Annotated in this window: 16 protein-coding genes; 11 read left to right on the forward strand and 5 right to left on the reverse strand. The window is 76.2% G+C overall.

The features are described 5' to 3' along the window. Positions 1-287 precede the first annotated feature (287 nt). From ACH5AR_RS28335 to ACH5AR_RS28360, 6 genes are all read left to right on the forward strand, one after another. Positions 288-482, forward strand: a complete 195-nt coding sequence (locus ACH5AR_RS28335) for a hypothetical protein (RefSeq protein WP_396304360.1) — start codon at positions 288-290, stop codon at positions 480-482. Between the two features lie 62 nt (positions 483-544). After that, positions 545-1903, forward strand: a complete 1359-nt coding sequence (lysA, locus tag ACH5AR_RS28340; RefSeq protein ID WP_396304361.1) for a diaminopimelate decarboxylase — start codon at positions 545-547, stop codon at positions 1901-1903. A 93-nt stretch (positions 1904-1996) separates the two neighbouring features. Further along, entirely contained in the window at positions 1997-2782 is a 786-nt protein-coding gene (locus ACH5AR_RS28345; protein ID WP_396304362.1) for a DUF2785 domain-containing protein, read from the forward strand. 251 nt (positions 2783-3033) lie between these two features. Next, positions 3034-3816 (forward strand): hypothetical protein, encoded by a 783-nt coding sequence (locus tag ACH5AR_RS28350; RefSeq protein ID WP_396304363.1) that lies wholly within the window; start codon positions 3034-3036, stop codon positions 3814-3816. A gap of 47 nt (positions 3817-3863) precedes the next feature. Further along, positions 3864-5123, forward strand: a complete 1260-nt coding sequence (locus ACH5AR_RS28355) for a radical SAM protein (RefSeq protein WP_396304364.1) — start codon at positions 3864-3866, stop codon at positions 5121-5123. Positions 5124-5151: 28 nt separating this feature from the next. Further along, positions 5152-5508 carry a substrate-binding domain-containing protein gene (locus ACH5AR_RS28360; RefSeq protein ID WP_396304365.1) on the forward strand — a complete coding sequence of 119 codons (357 nt, stop codon included), beginning with the start codon at positions 5152-5154 and terminating at the stop codon, positions 5506-5508. Between the two features lie 6 nt (positions 5509-5514). Here the strand turns inward: ACH5AR_RS28360 and ACH5AR_RS28365 are convergent, their stop codons facing one another. Next, positions 5515-6351 (reverse strand): DeoR/GlpR family DNA-binding transcription regulator, encoded by an 837-nt coding sequence (locus tag ACH5AR_RS28365; protein ID WP_396304366.1) that lies wholly within the window; start codon positions 6349-6351, stop codon positions 5515-5517. A gap of 161 nt (positions 6352-6512) precedes the next feature. Here ACH5AR_RS28365 and galT point away from each other — a divergent pair, with 161 nt between their 5' ends. After that, entirely contained in the window at positions 6513-7619 is a 1107-nt protein-coding gene (gene galT, locus ACH5AR_RS28370; RefSeq protein ID WP_396304367.1) for a galactose-1-phosphate uridylyltransferase, read from the forward strand. Further along, positions 7616-8743 carry a galactokinase gene (galK, locus tag ACH5AR_RS28375; protein ID WP_396304368.1) on the forward strand — a complete coding sequence of 376 codons (1128 nt, stop codon included), beginning with the start codon at positions 7616-7618 and terminating at the stop codon, positions 8741-8743. The genes galT and galK overlap by 4 nt, the downstream gene beginning before the upstream one ends. A 6-nt stretch (positions 8744-8749) precedes the next feature. Here the strand turns inward: galK and ACH5AR_RS28380 are convergent, their stop codons facing one another. After that, on the reverse strand, positions 8750-9412 hold the full coding sequence (locus tag ACH5AR_RS28380) for an NADPH-dependent F420 reductase (RefSeq protein ID WP_396304369.1): 663 nt from the start codon (positions 9410-9412) through the stop codon (positions 8750-8752). Between the two features lie 153 nt (positions 9413-9565). Here ACH5AR_RS28380 and ACH5AR_RS28385 point away from each other — a divergent pair, with 153 nt between their 5' ends. Next, a complete protein-coding gene (locus ACH5AR_RS28385) occupies positions 9566-10336 on the forward strand; it encodes an SDR family NAD(P)-dependent oxidoreductase (RefSeq protein WP_396304370.1) in 771 nt (256 codons plus the stop codon). A gap of 103 nt (positions 10337-10439) precedes the next feature. Next, positions 10440-11285: a helix-turn-helix domain-containing protein gene (locus ACH5AR_RS28390; RefSeq protein ID WP_396304422.1), complete on the forward strand. Its 846-nt coding sequence runs from the start codon at positions 10440-10442 to the stop codon at positions 11283-11285. A 199-nt stretch (positions 11286-11484) separates the two neighbouring features. Here the strand turns inward: ACH5AR_RS28390 and ACH5AR_RS28395 are convergent, their stop codons facing one another. The 3 genes from ACH5AR_RS28395 to ACH5AR_RS28405 all read right to left on the reverse strand — a co-directional run bounded on the left by ACH5AR_RS28395 (position 11485) and on the right by ACH5AR_RS28405 (position 14082). Further along, entirely contained in the window at positions 11485-11694 is a 210-nt protein-coding gene (locus ACH5AR_RS28395; protein ID WP_396304371.1) for a hypothetical protein, read from the reverse strand. 310 nt (positions 11695-12004) lie between these two features. Beyond that, positions 12005-12679 carry a response regulator gene (locus ACH5AR_RS28400; protein WP_396304423.1) on the reverse strand — a complete coding sequence of 225 codons (675 nt, stop codon included), beginning with the start codon at positions 12677-12679 and terminating at the stop codon, positions 12005-12007. 53 nt (positions 12680-12732) lie between these two features. Continuing rightward, positions 12733-14082 (reverse strand): sensor histidine kinase, encoded by a 1350-nt coding sequence (locus tag ACH5AR_RS28405; protein ID WP_396304372.1) that lies wholly within the window; start codon positions 14080-14082, stop codon positions 12733-12735. Positions 14083-14303: 221 nt separating this feature from the next. Here ACH5AR_RS28405 and ACH5AR_RS28410 point away from each other — a divergent pair, with 221 nt between their 5' ends. Beyond that, on the forward strand, positions 14304-16514 hold the full coding sequence (locus ACH5AR_RS28410) for an MMPL family transporter (protein WP_396304373.1): 2211 nt from the start codon (positions 14304-14306) through the stop codon (positions 16512-16514). Positions 16515-16681: the final 167 nt, after the last annotated feature.

Below are 16681 nucleotides of genomic sequence, written 5' to 3' on the forward strand. Positions count from 1 at the left end.
TGACGGCGTGCTGACGGGCCGCCCGGGCCCCTCGGCCGCCCGCTCGGCCCCGCCTCGGCGCGGCTCGGGCGCCGCGCCGGCCCGGCAAGCCGCTCCTGACAGAGGACCGGCGGTGCGGCGGCCGTCCCTGACGCCTTCCTGGCACCGCCGCCGGGCCCCTGTCAGGAAGGTGTCAAGAACGGCCACCGGGTCGTACGCCCTGTGTCAAGGAGGGGCGCGGCCGGCCCGCGGCGGGGCTCCACTGGAGGGGTACGGCCGTACGGGCCGCCGGGTGAAGGGACCCCGCCATGAGCACTGTCACCGCCCTCGTCGCCGCCGACGAACCACTGCCGCGGACGGTCCGGCCGCTGCCGCCCGCGCGGCGCCGGGAGCGCCCCGGGCCGCCGGAGGCACCGGAGCCCGGCCCGCTCGCCGCCCCGGCCGCCGCCCCGGAGCGGGGGCGCCCGGCGCACTGCCGGTTCGCGATGCACTACGAGGACTGACCGAGGCCCCCCGAGGACCGACCCGCCGCTCATTTCGCCCCGTCACCACAGGAGCAGCCGCCATGACCCAGCTCGTCTCCCCGCCCGTCCCCGGCGCCCCCGCCCCCAGCGCCCCCGCCGACGGCCTCGGCGGCCCCTGGCCCGCCTCCGCGCGGCCCGGCCGGGGAGCCGATCTGCTGGTCGGCGGGGTGGGCCTGGCCGAGGCCGCCGAGAGGTTCGGCACCCCGCTGTACGTGCTGGACGAGGCCGAGGTCCGCAGGCGGGCCCGGGCCTACCGCCGGGCGCTGCCGCACGCCGAGGTGCTGTACGCGGCCAAGGCCTTCCTGTGCAGCGCGATGGCCGACTGGGCCGAGCAGGAGGGGCTGGGCCTGGACGTCTGCTCCTCGGGCGAGCTGTGGCTGGCGGTCTCGGCGGGCTTCCCGGCGCAGCGGATCCTGCTGCACGGCAACGCCAAGTCCCCGGAGGAGCTGCGGCTGGCCCGGCGGCTGAGGGTCGGCCGGATCGTCATCGACGGCCCGGCCGAGATCGCCCGGCTGGCCGCCCTGGTGGCCGCCGACACCCCGCAGAAGGTGCTGGTCCGGGTCGTCCCGGGGATCGCCGCCGGGCACCACGTGGCGGTGCGCACCGGGGTCGGCGGGCAGAAGTTCGGCTTCCCCGTCGAGGGCGGCGACGCGGCGGACGCGATCGCCCGGGTGCTCGACCAGCCGGGGCTCGAACTGTCCGGCCTGCACTGCCACCTGGGCTCGCAGATCACCGCGGTCGAGCCGTACCTGGAGGCGGTGGACGCGCTGGTGCGGCTGCTCGCGCAGACCCGGGAGCGGCACGGCGTCGACCTGCCCGAGCTGGACCTCGGCGGCGGCCACGGCATCCGCTACCTGGACGGGGACGAGGAGTTGGACCTCGCCGAGTTCGCCGTCCGGGTGACCGACCGGCTGGCGGTGCGCTGCGCCGAGGCCGGGCTGGAGGTGCCCCGGCTGATCGTCGAGCCAGGCCGCGCGATCGCCGGACCGGCCGCCGTGGCGGTCTACCGGGTGCTGTCGGTGAAGCACTCGGCAGGCGGCCGCTGCTTCGTCGCGGTGGACGGCGGGATGAGCGACAACCCGCGCCCGGCCCTCTACGGATCGCCGTACACGGTGCGGCTGGTCGGCCGCCGCTCGGAGGCGGGGCGGGCGCGGGTCGACGTGGTCGGCCGGCACTGCGAGGCCGGGGACGTCCTGGTGCGGGACGCCGCGCTGCCCGCCGACCTGCGCCCGGGCGACCTGCTGGCGGTGCCGGCGGCCGGCGCCTACCAGCTGTCCATGGCCTCCGGCTACAACCTGGTCGGCCGTCCGGCCGTGGTCGCGGTGCGGGACGGCCGGGCGCGGCTGCTGATCCGGCGGGAGACGGTCGAGGACTTCCGGCTGCGGGAGGTCGGCCGCTGAGGGCGGACGGCGGACGCGGGGGTGGTCGGGCCGGCGTCCCACGGGGAAACAAACCAGGTGGGAGGCCCTGCCCGCGGTCGGTACGATCCGCGGATGACGGACTGGCGTGAGATCTACGAGAAGGACGGTGCGCTTCCTCCGGGGCGCGGGCTGGACGACCTGACGGCGGAGCTGGCGGAGGCCCTGGGGGACCCGGACCCGGAGGTCAGGGACGGGTACCCGTACGCCGTGCTGGACGCCTGGATACGGAGCGGGGTGATCGACGGCGAGCGGTGCCTGGCGCTCGGGGACCTGATGGCGGAGCGCTTCACCGATCCGCGGATCGAGGCGAGGACGTTCGCGCCGCTCGTGCTGAGGATGATCGTGGGCCGGGGGGTGCTCAGGGCCGAGTGGTTCGACGCGTTCGCCGCCTGGTACCGCTCGGAGGCGGACCTGCGGGGCCGTGACGACAAGCTCGGCTGGCTGCACGCCGTGGCGCACGGCGCGGACCTGCTGGGGGCCTTCGGTCTGCGGCCCGAGTTCGACCCGGAGCCGCTGTTCGCGCTCGCGGCCGTGCGCCTGCTCGCACCGACGGAGTACCTGTTCGCGGAGCGGGAGGACGACCGGCTCGCCCGGGCCGTGGCCCTCGTCCAGACCCGCCCCGACCTGGCCCCGGAGCGGTCGACGGCCTGGCTGGCGCCGGTCGCCGAGGCCCTCGCCCCGTACGGGCGCGGGCCGATGCCGGTCTGGGCCTCCAACACCGTCCGCACCCTGCGGGCCCTGTACGTGCTCGCGGACCTCGGTGTCGCGCTCGAGCGCGGGGGCCCGCTCGTCCCGCTCGTCCACGGTGAGGTGCTCAAGGCCCGGGTGGCCGAGGTCCTGCGCCCGGTGCTTCCGTAGCGCCGCACGGCCGGGAGCGCGAGCGGCCGGCCCGGCCCACGGGCGTCGGACGGCCTTCGGTTGACCGGATGTGACCGGTTCTGCTGCCCCGTCCGTCGTGACGGGCACGGCAGTTGGTGCGAACGTGACCATGTGTGGCGAGTCGCTGTTAGGCTGCGCGCCTGAATGCGAACTCTCCACCATGTAAAGGGCCTTGGAAGGGAGCGTGAAGCTCTCGTCCGCGCCGTCGCCGCCGACACCGGAGGAGCCACGTGAGACCCGAAGACGTCCCCCTGCTGTTCCAGGAGCTGGCCCGGGAGTTCGCGGACGCGGCCGACATGTCGGTGGCGGCGACCGGCTCGCTGGCCAGGGGCGACCACCGCACCGGGCCGGGCGGCGACGTCGTCTCCAACCTGGACCTGGTCCACGTCGTGGCCGAGGACGCGGACGTGCCGGAGGTCCGTGGCGCGGTGGGGCGCAGGATGCGGCGGATCTCCGACGCCTTCCGGATCGAGACGACCTCCGTCATCGCCCGGCTCCCGGTGTTCCGGTCCGCGGGCCACGCCCACTACCGGATCAGCATGCGGCGCGAATGGTTCGGCGACGGTCTCGGGCTCGGCCCCGAGGGCTTCGAACTGCCCGGCGGCGAGGACGGCGAGGACGGCGAGGACGGCGACCGGAAGACGGCGCTGGCCTGGATGGTGCAGCCCGTGCCCTACTACCTGGCGAAGGCGACCGCCGTGGACCCGGAGACCAACCTGGCCAAGGCCCGCCGGGCGGCGCTGCGGCTGGCCGACCGGTTCGACCTGCCGGAGGTGCGCGAGGACCTGGACAACCTCCCGCGCGCCCTGCGCGTCCTGATCACCGAGCGCGGCATCACCCCGCTCGAGTCCACCGCGCGCTACCTCGAAGCCCCCACCCACCCGGCCGTCGCACAGCTCGTCCGGGACGCGGTGTTCGTCGAGGGGATGGGCCTGTCGTCCGCCGACTCGATGGTCGTGCTGCTGCCGTCCGCCTCGAAGCGACCGCCCCGTACCGGGACCGCCACGAACTGACCGCCCCGTACCGGGACCGCCCCGAACCGACCGCCCCGGAGGGCACCGTGTCCACTCGGCAGCACGTGGAGATCCTGCCCCCGCACCCGTTGCGGGCCGGCTACGACCGGGCCCTGGAGCGCGGATCGGTCGCCGACGACTTCCAACGGCGCCTGGAACCCGCCAACTTCACCCCCGGCTACCTGGCCGCCCTGACCGCGCGGGTCGAGCGGGACCTGCTCCGGGATCCGGCGGACGAGACCACGCGGTGGCGGCTGGCCTTCCTCCTGCTCCAGAACAACGCCACCGCGGCCGCCGTGGAGCGGGCCGAGGGCCTGCTCGCCGGTGCCACCCTGCCGCAGTCCCGGCGCCTGGCCCAGCTGGTGGCCGGGATCCGGAGCCGGGCCGGCCGGCCGCGCGCGGGGCGGCGCGTCCGGCGGGTCAACTGGTCGATCAACAACCGCTGTCCGATGTCCTGCCAGGGCTGCTACAACCCGTTCGCCGCGGAGCAGATCGACCTCGCCCAGGCGGAGCTGATCATCGCGAAGCTGGCCGCGCACGGCACCACCGACCTCGTCCTGGCCGGCGGCGACCCGCTGCTGTGGCCGCCGGTCTTCGACGTGGTCGACCGTGCGGTGGCCGCCGGCCTCAAGGTCGGCCTGGACACCACCGGCTACACGCTCACCGCCGAGAAGCTCGACCGCCTGCGCGGGCTGTCCTCGCTGCGGCTGCCGCTGGACGCCGTCACGCCGGAGGTGCAGCGCGCCTTCCGCCGCAGCCCGGACGCCCGGCTGCTCGACGCGCTGCGGGAGTCCCTCGCGCTGTGCGACGCCGAGGGCTTCGACCGGGTGCGGGTGCACACCGTGGCGAGCGCCGGGAACCTGCACCAGCTGCCGGAGCTGGCGGCCGAGGTGCTGGCCCATCCCTCGGTCGCCCAGTGGGTGGTCTTCCAGTGGTGGGGCCGGCGGGCCTCGCCGGCCACCGTCCGCCGGCTCGGGGTGGCGGTGGAGGAGGTCCGGGAGGTGGTGGAGGGGATCCGGCGGGAGCACCCCGGCCGGGAGATCCACCTCGCCGAGAGCAGTGAGCGGGAGCTGTTGAACTGGATGATCCAGTCCAGCGGCCAGGTCGTCACCTTCGGTTCGGGGGCGGAGGAGGAGTTCATCCTGGGAAACCTCCTGACCGACGAGGTCGAGGAGATCCTGACCCACCCGATCCTGGACTTCGAGGCGATGTCCCGCGGGATCCCGGTCACCCCGGGGACGGCGTTCGGGCCGCCGGACGCCGCGGCCGCGAAGCCGCCGTCAGGCACCGCGGCCTCCACCGGATGACGGAACGGTTGCGGAGCCCGCCGTTCCCGTGCCCGGGGGCCTGTCCGCGGTGGCCGCCGTACGGGTGCTGCTGCGCGGGCCCGACCGGCCCACCGCCGTCGCGACCGGCAGCGACCTGCTGGCGCTGGAGGCGGACGAGGCGGTCCGGGCGGAGGGGCTGGTGGTCGGGCCCGGCGGCGTGGCCGTCACCGGGTTCCACGACACGCCGCTCTGCCGCCACCGCCACCCCGCGCTGACCTCGGTGCGGCTGCCGCTGCGGGCGATCACCACGGCGCTGGTCGAACGGCTGCTGGCGCGGGTGCGCGGGGAGGCTGCGCCGGGGGAGGGGCCGGAAATGGCCACCGAGCTGGTGGTGCGGGGGAGTTCGGGCCGGCCCGGACGGTAGCCCCGGTCACTCCGGCCGCTCGGCGCGGTCCGGCCGGTCCGCCGTCGCCGCCACGACCAGCTCGCCGACCAGCCCGGCCGCGGCCGCCCGCTGCTCGGCGGGCAGCGCGTCGTCGGTGACCAGGACGTCCAGCTGGTCCAGGTCGGCGAAGGAGGCCAGGCCGACCGCGTTCCACTTGGTGTGGTCGGCCACCACGACCACCCGCCGGGCCGAGCGCAGGAAGGCGCGGTTGGTCTCCGCCTCGGCCAGGTTCGGGGTGGTCAGCCCGGCCTCGGGGGAGAGGCCGTGGCAGCCCAGGACCAGCAGGTTGACGTGCAGGGAGCGGATCGCCTGGTCGGCCACCGGCCCGACCAGGGCGTCCGAGGGCGTCCGCACGCCGCCGGTGCGGATCACCGTGGCGGTGGACGGCGTGCCGTCCTCGGCGGGCTGCTCCAGCAGTTCGGCGATCCGCAGCGAGTTGGTCACCACGGTGAGGCCCTCGACCGTGCGCAGCCGCCGGGCGACCGCGAAGGTGGTCGTCCCGCCGGCCAGCCCGACCGCCGAACCCGGCGGCACCAGCGCGGCCGCGGCCCGGGCGATCGCCTCCTTGGCGGGCAGCTCCCAGCGCGCCTTGGTCTCGAACCCGGGCTCCCCGGTGGCCGGGGCCTCCACCCGGACCGCGCCGCCGTGCACCTTGTGCACCAGTCCGCGGCGGGCCAGCGCGTCCAGGTCGCGGCGGACCGTCATGTCGGAGACCCCGAGGTCGCGGACCAGTTCGGTGACCCGGACCCCGCCGCGCGCGCGGACCTGCTCCAGGATCAGCACGCGGCGCTGTCCGGCGAGCGGTTGGGCGCTGTCAGCCATCGGGGGCCCCCTTCGACCACGGTCCGCCCGTGGTGTCCTGGTGGATAATGTTCGAGATTGTAGCTTTCTGTTGATTCCCGTGCTCCACTCCGACCGGAGCGCTCGGTGAACCGGAGCACCCGGCGCACCGGAGCGCTCAGTGACCCAGAGGAAGAAGGGCCATGCCCGGGACGTCCCTGACCCAGCCCGCCGTCAGGACCGTGACCACCCTCGCGGACGGCCGGCAGCTGATCTACTACGACAGCGGCGCGGCCGCCCCCCGCGCCGCCGTGGACCGACGGCCGCTCGACCCGCAGACCCCCGGCTCCCAGGTCCGGCTGGACCCGGTCACCGGCGACTGGGTGACCATCGCGGCCCACCGCCAGGCGCGCACCTACCAGCCGCCGCCCGAGGAGTGCCCGCTCTGCCCGTCCCGGGACGGGCGGCTGAGCGAGATCCCGGCCGAGGACTATCAGGTGGCCGTCTTCGAGAACCGCTTCCCCTCGCTGGCCGGCCCGCCCGCCGAGCCCGTCCGCGCCGCCGAGGGCCTGTGGACCAGCGCCCCCGGGGCCGGCCGCTGTGAGGTCGTCTGCTTCACCGCCGACCACGACGCCTCCTTCGCCGACCTCGCCCCCGAACGGGCCCGGCTGGTCCTGGACGCCTGGACCGACCGCACCGCCGAACTCTCCGCCCTGCCCGGCGTGCGGCAGGTCTACTGCTTCGAGAACCGCGGCGCCGAGATCGGCGTCACCCTCGCCCACCCGCACGGCCAGGTCTACGCCCTGCCCTTCACCACCCCGCGCACCGCCCGGATGGCCGCCCGCGCCGCCGCCCACCGCTCCGCCACCGGCCGCAACCTCTTCGACGACCTGCTCGCCGCCGAACGCGCCCACGGCGAACGCGTCGTCCTCGCCGGGGCGCACTGGACCGCCTTCGTCCCCTTCGCCGCCCGCTGGCCGTACGAGGTGCACCTGTACCCGCACCGCCGGGTGCCCGACCTGACCGGGCTGGACGCCGGGCAGCGGGACGAGTTCCCCGCCCTCTACCTGGAGCTGCTGCGCCGCTTCGACCGGCTCTTCGGCACCGGCCGCACCCCGTACATCTCCGCCTGGCACCAGGCGCCCGCCGGGCAGCGCGACGAACTCGCCCTGCACCTGGAGCTGTTCACGGTCCGCCGGGCCGCCGACAAGCTCAAGTACCTGGCCGGGGTGGAGTCCGGCATGGACGCCTTCGTCAACGACATCACCCCCGAGGACGCGGCCCGCCGGCTGCGGGAGGCCACCGCATGAACGACTTCGCCCAGCTGTACGGCCGTCCGTCCGAGGGGGAGTGGGCCGCCCCCGGCCGGGTCAACCTGATCGGCGAACACACCGACTACAACCTCGGGTTCGTCCTCCCGATCGCCCTGCCGCAGACCGTCCGGGCCCGGGCCGCGCGCCGCGCGGACGGGCTGCTGCGGCTCTGGTCCGCCCAGGGCCGGGAGCTCGTCGAGCTCCGGGTCGAGGACCTCGCCCCCGGCTCGGTGCCCGGCTGGGCCGGCTATCCGGCCGGGGTGGTCTGGGCGCTGCGCGAGGCCGGGCACCCGGTCGGCGGGGCGGACCTGCGGCTGGACAGCGACGTGCCCAGCGGCGCCGGGCTGTCCTCCTCCGCCGCGCTGGAGTGCGCCGTCGCCACCGCCTACAACGACCTGTACGGGCTGGGGCTCCCGGCCGCGGACCTGGCGGTGCTGGCCCAGCGGGCCGAGAACGCCTTCGTCGGCGTGCCCTGCGGGATCATGGACCAGATGGCCTCGATGTGCTGCCGCCCCGGGGCCGCGCTGTTCCTGGACAGCCGGGACCTGGCGACGCGTCAGGTCCCGGTCGACCTCGCGGGGGCGGGCCTCGCCCTGCTGGTCCTGGACACCCGGGTGAAGCACGACCTCGGCGACGGCGCCTACGCCGCGCTGCGGGCCGGCTGCGAACGGGCCGCCGCCCTGCTCGGGCTGCCCGCGCTGCGCGGGCTCCGGCCCTCCGGGCTCGCCGACGCGCTCGCCCGACTCCCCTCGGAGCTGCGGCCGTTGGTGCGGCACGTGGTCACCGAGAACGCCCGGGTGGAAGCCGCCGTCGCCCTGCTGGACGCCGGCCGCCCGGCCGCGCTCGGCCCGGTCCTCACCGCGGGGCACGCCTCACTGCGCGACGACTACCGGGTCTCCTGCCCGGAGACCGACCTCGCCGTCGAGGCCGCCCTGGCCGCCGGCGCCCACGGCGCGCGGATGACCGGCGGCGGCTTCGGCGGCTCGGTCATCGCCCTGGTGGACGCGGCCTCTGCCGAGCACGTCGCCGCCGCCGTCACCGCGGCGTTCCGCGCGGCCGGGTACACCGAGCCGCGCACCCTCACCGCCGTCCCGGCGGAGGGGGCGCGCCGGCTCGGGTGAGCCGCCCTACGCCCGGTGGGCGGCCGGGCGCTCCGGGGAAGCCTCCGCGAGCGCCCGGGTCACCCCCTCGACACCGGCGCGCAGCCCGTACACCGGGGTGGCCGGCTGCTGACGCCAGGAGTCGTCGATGCCGCCCGCGTCCACGGTGTCGAAGCCCAGCTCGTCGACCAGCGCCCGGACCACCCGCTTGGCCTCCTCGTCGTCCGAGGCGACCGGCACGGCGATCCGCTCCGGGTCGCCCGCCGGGCGCGGGCGCTCCAGCAGGTCCTGGGCGTAGGTGCCGTTGAACACCTTCACCACCGGGTGCCCGAGGTGCTGCTCCGTCCAGCGGCTCTCGGTGAGCCCGCCGTCCTCGATCGCGTCGATCCGCCCGTCGCGCTCCTTCGGGTAGTAGTTGCCGGTGTCGATCACCGCGAAGCCCTCGGCGGCGCCGTCGAACAGCCCGGAGGGGAGGTCCGGCACGTTCTTCAGCGGTACCGTCACCACCACGACCTGCGCCCCGCGGGCGGCCTCGGAGACCGTCACCGCCTTCGCGCCGGTCTCCTCGACCAGGTCCTTGAGCGTCTCCGGGCCGCGGGAGTTGGCCACCGAGACCTCGTGCCCGAGCGCGGTCAGCCGCCGCGTCAGGTTGCCGCCGATGTTGCCCGCGCCGATGATGCCGATCTTCATGGGAAGTCCTTCTCCGCGAGTGCCGTAGGGGCCGTCGCCTTGGCCCAACCCCCGGCCGGCCGTTCCGATTCCCGGTCGGCAGGGTGGTTCTGCCGGACCCACGGTCGGGGCGGGCCTGGTGCCGCCCCGGCGCCCGTCGCCAGGGTGGACGCCATGAACCGCACTTCCTCCGACACCACCGTCCTCGTCACCGGCGGCACCAGCGGCATGGGCTTCGCCACCGCCCGTCACCTCCTCGCCGGCGGCGCCCGGGTCGTCGTCACCGGCCGCGACGACGACCGGCTCGCCCGCGCCGCGGCGCGGCTCGACGCCGGCGACCGCCTGCTCACCGTCCGCGCCGACGCCTCCGTACCCGCCGACCTCGCCCGGCTGGCCGACACCGTGCGTGAGCGCCACGGCCGGCTCGACGGCGTGTTCGCCAACGCGGGCGTGGCCGTCTTCCAGCCGGTGGGCGAGGTCACCGAGGCCGACTTCACCCGGCTCGTGGACACCAACCTCAAGGGCGTCTTCTTCACCGTCCAGCACACCCTGCCGCTGCTGGACGCGGCCGGCGGCGGGTCGGTCGTCCTCAACGCCTCCTGGACCCCGCACCGCGGCCTGCCCGGCGCCGCCGTCTACGCCGCCACCAAGGCCGCCGTCCTCAGCCTCGCCCGCACCCTCGGCAGCGAACTCGCCGGGCGCGGCATCCGGGTCAACTCGGTCAGCCCCGGCTTCATCGTCACCGAGATGTTCCACGAGGTCATCCCGGACCCGGCCGACCACGAGCCGATCCGCGGCCACGTCCCGCTCCGGCGGCTGGGCACCGCCGAGGACGTCGCCGAGACGGTCGCCTTCCTGCTCTCCGACCGCTCCTCGTACATCACCGGGCAGGACGTCGTGATCGACGGCGGGCTCGTCCCGGCCTTCCCGCCGTTCACCGGCTGACCGGGCTGACCGGGCTGACCGGGCTGACCGGCCGACCGCCCGGGCGGCCCCGCCGTGCCTGGTCCTGCCAGGGCCAGGCACGGCGGGGCCCGCCCGGGTGAGAATCCATGGCGTGAACCCGAGCAGCGCCCTGAGCGAATTCCTCCGCACCCGCCGCGCCGGCCTGCGGCCCGAGGACGTCGACCTCCCGGACTACGGCGGCCGCCGGAGGGTCGCCGGACTGCGCCGCGAGGAACTCGCCCACCTCGCCAGGGTCAGCGTCGACTACTACACCCGCCTCGAACAGGGCCGCGTCGGCAACCCGTCCGACGCCGTCCTCGACGCCGTCGCCCGCGCCCTGCGCCTGGCCCCCGACGAGTCCGGCCACCTCCACCGCCTCGCCCGCCCCGCGGCCCGCCCCCGCCGGCCCGCCGAACGCCAGCGGCCGCGCCCCTCCCTGCTGCACCTGCTGGACCAGCTCCGGCACACGCCCGCCGTGGTGATGGGCCACCGGATGGACGTCCTCGCCTGGAACCGCGCCGCGGCCGCCCTCTTCGGCGACTACGGCGCCCTGCCCGCCGAGGAGCGCAACATCGCCCGGATCACCTTCCTCGACCCCGCCTCCCGCGAGCTGTACGCCGACTGGGCCGCCTGCGCCCGGGAGAACGTCGCCTTCCTCCACCTCGAAGCCGGCCGCCGCCCCGACGACCCGCTGCTCGCCGAGCTGGTCGGCCGGCTCTGCCTGGGCAGCGAGGAGTTCCGGCGGATGTGGGCCGAACACCCCGTCGCCGACAAGACCTCCGGCCGGAAGGCCTTCCACCACCCGCTCGCCGGGCCCCTCGACCTCGCCTACGACACCCTGCGCCCCGCCGACGACCCCGGTCAGGCCCTGGTCACCTACACCGCCGCCCCGGGCTCGCCCTCGGACGACGGGCTGCGGCTGCTGCTCTCCTGGGCGGCGTCGGGCTGACGGAGCCTTCCGGCGCCGCCGTGCCGCCCGGAAACGGCGCCGCCGTGCCGCCCGGAAACGGCGCCGCCGTGCCGCCCGGAGTCCGGGCGGCACGGCGGCGGTTCGGGACCCGTGCCGGGGACGTGCAGCCGAGCGGGCGGAGTCCAGCGGGGAGCCCACGGACCGTGCCACGGACAACCGACCGCTGGTCAGGCACGCCTCAGCAGTACGGGCGGGCCTCCCGGCGCCGGCTGCCGCCGAGCGTCCGCGCCGTCTCGTCCTCGGCGTGCGGCACGGAGCGCGGGGCGCCTCCCGGTGCGGGCAGGGCGTGGCCCGCGGGGGCCTCGCCGGCCGCCGGGCAGTCCCAGGGTGCGCGGCTGCCGTCGAGGCAGCGGTCGTTCGGGCCGGCCATCCCACTGAACTCGAACACTTTTCACCGTCCATGACATCGAGGTGGCTCTGCCGTACCACCCGTCCGTATGACCTTCGACCAGGTGTACGTGCACCAGATCTTCCTCCCGGACGCCCCCGGCCACCGCCTTCCTGACGAACTCTTTCGGAAACTCCGCGAATCCGTACCCGTCCGTTGGGCCGGGAGCCGCCCGCGGCGGACGGCGGCCCCCTCGCGCGGCGGGCGGTTCGCTACCGTGAGCCACTCGCCGAGGAGGCCGGCACCTGGACGCCGGCGGACCGGATCGACAGCTGTTCCCGACCTCGCCGGGTGACGGCCCCGGCGGACCCTAGCCGGTCTGGTCGCCGTTGCCCGTACGGGCGGTGACCAGGCCTGACTCGTAGGCCGCGATGACCGCCTGGGCGCGGTCCCGGACCTCCAGCTTGCCGAAGATGCTGGTGATGTAGTTCTTCACGGTCGACACGCTGATGTCCAGGGCCAGCGCGATGGCCGTGTTGTCGAGGCCGGTGGCGATCAGCCGCCACACCTCGACCTCCCGGGGCGTGAGCTCGCCCGTCCCGACGGCGGCCGGCGCGGCGGAGGCGGGCGCCGGCGCCCGGACGTAGGCGGAGATCAGCCGGGTGAGCAGGCGCGGGGCGACCACGGCCTCCCCGGCGTGCACCGTCCGGATCGCCGCACCCAGGTCCTCCGGGGAGACGTCCTTGGGCAGGAACCCGTGGGCACCGGCGCGCAGCGCCGCCACCACATACTCGTCCATGTCGAAGGTGCTGAGGGCGAGCACGCGGCAGCCGGGCAGGACGCGGGCGAGCTCCTGCGTCGCGCCGACGCCGTCCAGGACGGGCATCCGGATGTCCATCACCACGACGTCGGGCCGCAGCCGCAGGGCGGCGGCCACGGCCTGCTCCCCGTCCTCGGCCTCGCCGACCACCGCCAGGGCGGGATCAGGGGAGAGGATCAGGGACAGGCCGCGGCGGACCAGCGGCTGGTCGTCCACGATGAGCACCCTGATCGCCGGAGCGGGCCCGGCACCGCCCGCCGCACCGTCCACCGGGCCGCTCACCGGGCAGCCCCGCCGTGCTGGAGGGCGGCCTCGGCCGATTCGGCGGGGGACAGCGGCAGTTCGGCCACCACGGCGAAGCCGCCGCCCGGCTGGGGCCCGGTCTCCAGGGTGCCGCCGTGCAGGGCGACGCGCTCGCGCATGCCGATCAGTCCGTACCCCGCCCGGCCCGCGTCCTGGGCGCCCTCCGGCGCGGGCGCGCCGCCGCCGTCGTCCCGCACCTCGACGGTGACCCGGTCGGGGAGGTAGGCGAGCCGGACGGACGCCCGGGCCGGGCCGGCGTGCTTGCGGGCGTTGGTGAGGCCCTCCTGGACGATCCGGAAGACGGTCAGGCCCACGGTCGGCGGCAGCGGGCGCCGCGGCCCCTCGACGGTGTACTCGGTCGGCAGCCCGGCCAGGCAGGACTCGTCCACCAGCCGGTCGACCTCCTCCGCCGCGGGCTGGGGCAGCGGCGGCGCGGCGTCGGGTTCGTCACCGGCCCGCAGGACGTTCAGCAGCTGGCGCATCTCCCGCAGCGCCAGCCGCCCCGAGGACTCCAGCGTCACCAGGGCGTCCTGGACCACCTCGGGGTTGGCGAGGTTGGCCCGGGCGCCGCCGGCCATCAGCTGCATGGTGGTGATGTGGTGGGCCACGATGTCGTGCAGCTCCCGCGCGATGCGGCGGCGCTCCTCGGCGACCGCGCGGTCGGCCAGCAGCCGGCGGTTGGCGGCGACCTCCCGCTGCCAGCGGGAGAGCGCCAGGCCGGCGCCGCCCACCAGGGCGGCGGACGCGGGCGCGGCGACCATCCCGTCCCAGGTGAGGTGCTGGAAGTGGCCCTGGCCGAGCGGCGTCGTCACGGCCGTCGCCACGACGGCGGCCGCGGTCACCGGGAGGGTCTGGGTGCGGCCGACGGAGAACAGGGCCACGGTCAGGACGGCGCCGAAGTGCGGGCCGAGCGGGGCGCTGGAGAGGTCGACGGCCATCCGCAGGAGCAGGACGGCGGCGAGCACCGGCAGCGGGTGGCTGCGCCGGGCGAGCAGCGGCAGGCCCGACAGGACGAGCAGGGCGAAGACCGGCACGGTGATGCCCCCGCCGTCGGCCACCTGGCTGAGCAGCAGGTGGGCGAGCAGGTCGAAGGTGCCGGCGCAGACGGCCACCAGGGCGTCGGCCTGGGTCCACGGCAGCCCGTCGGCCCACCGCCCCCGCAGCCTGCCCGTCCACCGCCCCGGCGGCCCGTCCGCCCGTACTCCCGGCGGCCCGTCGTCGTCGCTTTCCGTCCACCCCTTCGGCGGGCCGTCCGTGTCCACGGCCACCCCGGCGCGCTGACGCCCGTCCATCTGGTCCTCCCGGCTGATCACTGACGCAGCCATTCTGGCACCGGCCCGCCGGCCCGGACGTGGTCCCCGCGGCCGACGCCGGGGGGACGGACCAGGACCACGGTCCCGGTCCCGCCGCGGGCGGAGGACCCCGGGCCCCGGCACGGATCGTCCGCTGCCCGGACGCCCGGCGCCCCCTTCTCCTGATGGTCTTGAGGCACGCCGGGAACCCCCGGCGCCGACACCGACGTTCGCGTCCACCAGCCGGAGGAACAGTGATCCGCGCACTGACCGGGTTCTCCACCAGACACGCATGGAAGGTCATCGCCGTCTGGGCGGTGCTGGGCATGGGGCTCACCCTGCTGGCACCGATGCTGATGTCCCGGGTGACCGGGTCGCAGAGCGCGGACTTCCTGCCGCGCAGCTACGACTCGGCCGCCGCGCTGCGGATCGCCGAGGACAACTTCGGCGTGGACCCGGACGCCACCACGGTCACGGTGCTGGTCGCCCGGGCCGACGGCGGGCCGCTGACCGCCGCCGACCAGCAGCGGGTCGAGGACGAGGCGGCGAAGCTCGCCAAGCGCCGGGTCGTCATGCCGAGGAAGGAGGACGAGCCGGCCTTCCTGCTGCCCGACCGCTCGCAGACGCCCCGGATCGCGCCCGCCGTGGTGGCACCCGACCGGACCTTCGAGCTGCTCTCGGTCGAGCTGACCGGCAACGCGACGGACGAGGGGGTGCAGGGCGTCTACAAGGCCTTCCGGGACGACGCCCGCACGCGGTTCGCCGACCTCGGGATGCGCACCGGGTTCACCGGGGGCCTGGCCCAGACCTCCGACAGCACCGACGCCAACCGGACGGCGGCCACGGTCGGCAGCGCCCTGGTCATGGTGCTGATCGTGCTGCTCAACGTGCTGGTGTTCCGCAGTGTGCTCGCGGCCGTGCTGCCGCTGCTCGCGGTCGCCGTGATCGGCGGCGCGGCGGGCGGGGCCGTGGCCGGCGCCGCGGCGCTCACCGGACTGAAGCTGGACGCCTCCACTCCGGGCCTGATCTCCGTGGTCCTGCTCGGCATCGGCGTCGACTACCTGCTGTTCCTGCTCTTCCGGTTCCGCGAGCACCTGCGGGCACGCCCCGAGCAGCAGGCCCGGGAGGCCGCCGCCGAGGTGTCGGCCCGGGTGGGCACGGCGATCACCTCCGCCGCGCTGACCATCGTCGCGGCCTTCGCCACCCTCGGCGTGGCGACCTTCGGCCAGTTCCGTTCGCTGGGCCCGGCCATCGCCGTCGCCGTGCTGGTCATGCTGCTGGGCAGCCTCACCCTGATGCCCGCCCTGCTGGCGGCCTGCGGCCGCGGGATGTTCTGGCCCTCGCGCGGTCTGAAGCGCGTTCCGCGGGACGGCGTCGCCGCCCGCCTCGGCGGCCTCGTCGCCCGCCGGCCGCTGGCGCTGCTCGCGGGCTCCGTCGCCCTGCTCGGAGCACTGGCCGCCGGCACGGCCGGGCTCAGGATGGACTACAGCCTGGCGGACGGCACCAGGACGGCCGCCACGGCCACCGCCGCGGAGATCTCCCGCGCCCTGCCGGCCGGCGTGTCCGACCCGACGAGCGTCTACCTCGTCGCCCAGGGCGGCGGCACCCTCGACGCCGCACGGTTCGACGGCCTCTCCCGCGCCCTGGCGGGGGTGGAGGGCGTCGGCCAGGTCGGCCGGACCGTCCTGAGCGAGGACCGCCGCGCCGCCCGGATCGACCTCTACCTGAACGCCGACGCGCAGAGCCAGCGGGCCCGCGACCTGGCCTCCGGCCCGGTCCGTGCCGCGGTCGCCGCGCACACCCCGGCCGGGACGAGCGGCCACGTCGGGGGGACGGCGGCGGTCTTCGCCGACATCTCCACCGCCGTCGACCACGACCTGCGGGTGGTCTTCCCGGTCGCGGCCGCCCTGATCGCCCTGATCCTGCTGCTGCTCCTGCGCAGCCTGCTCGCCCCGGTGGTCCTGATGCTCGCCGTCGGCCTCGGTTTCGCCGCCACCCTCGGCGCGGCCGCGCTGCTGTTCCAGCACGGCCTGGGCAAGCCCGGCGTCGCGTTCACGCTCCCGCTGGTGCTGTTCCTGTTCGTCGTCGCCCTGGGCACCGACTACAACATCCTCGTCACCGACCGGATCCGCGAGGAGATGCGCCGCCCGGGCCCGCCGCGCGCCGCCGTGGCCCGTGCCGTCCGGCACACCGCGCCCGCCGTCGCCACGGCCGGCGTCGTGCTGGCCGGTTCGTTCGCCACCCTGGCCACCACCCCGGGCAGCGAGCAGATCGCCTTCTCGCTGACGCTCGGCATCCTGCTCTCCGCCCTGGTGCTCTCCCTGGCGGTGGTCCCGGCCCTGGCGGCGCTGCTCGGCCGCTCGCTGTGGTGGCCGGTACGGTCGGCCCCGGCCCCGGCGGCGGATGCCGTCGCGGCGCCGGTCGCCCCGCCGCGCCCCGCGCCGGACCACCTCGGCGTCCGCTGAGGCGGTCCGCTGAGGAGCCCGGTGAGGCTTCTGCGGTGACGTCCGCGAAGGTCGTCGGCCGGGGGGCCCCCCCCCCCGGGGGGCCCGCCCCCCCCCCCCCCCCCCCCCGGGGCCCCCCCGCCCCCCGCGGGGGGGGGGGCCCCCCCCGCGGCGGCTGCGCGCCCCCG

The sequence above is a fragment of the Kitasatospora sp. NPDC018619 genome (assembly GCF_044391605.1).
GTDB lineage: Bacteria > Actinomycetota > Actinomycetes > Streptomycetales > Streptomycetaceae > Kitasatospora.

Bases quoted from the DNA above. Each gene is read 5' to 3' on its own strand.
- ACH5AR_RS28345 (WP_396304362.1), top strand. From the start codon at position 1,997: ATGACGGACTGGCGTGAGATCTACGAGAAGGACGGTGCGCTTCCTCCG.
- ACH5AR_RS28380 (WP_396304369.1), bottom strand. From the start codon at position 9,412: ATGAAGATCGGCATCATCGGCGCGGGCAACATCGGCGGCAACCTGACG.
- lysA (WP_396304361.1), top strand. From the start codon at position 545: ATGACCCAGCTCGTCTCCCCGCCCGTCCCCGGCGCCCCCGCCCCCAGC.
- galT (WP_396304367.1), top strand. From the start codon at position 6,513: ATGCCCGGGACGTCCCTGACCCAGCCCGCCGTCAGGACCGTGACCACC.
- galK (WP_396304368.1), top strand. From the start codon at position 7,616: ATGAACGACTTCGCCCAGCTGTACGGCCGTCCGTCCGAGGGGGAGTGG.
- ACH5AR_RS28365 (WP_396304366.1), bottom strand. From the start codon at position 6,351: ATGGCTGACAGCGCCCAACCGCTCGCCGGACAGCGCCGCGTGCTGATC.
- ACH5AR_RS28385 (WP_396304370.1), top strand. From the start codon at position 9,566: ATGAACCGCACTTCCTCCGACACCACCGTCCTCGTCACCGGCGGCACC.
- ACH5AR_RS28405 (WP_396304372.1), bottom strand. From the start codon at position 14,082: ATGGCTGCGTCAGTGATCAGCCGGGAGGACCAGATGGACGGGCGTCAG.
- ACH5AR_RS28335 (WP_396304360.1), top strand. From the start codon at position 288: ATGAGCACTGTCACCGCCCTCGTCGCCGCCGACGAACCACTGCCGCGG.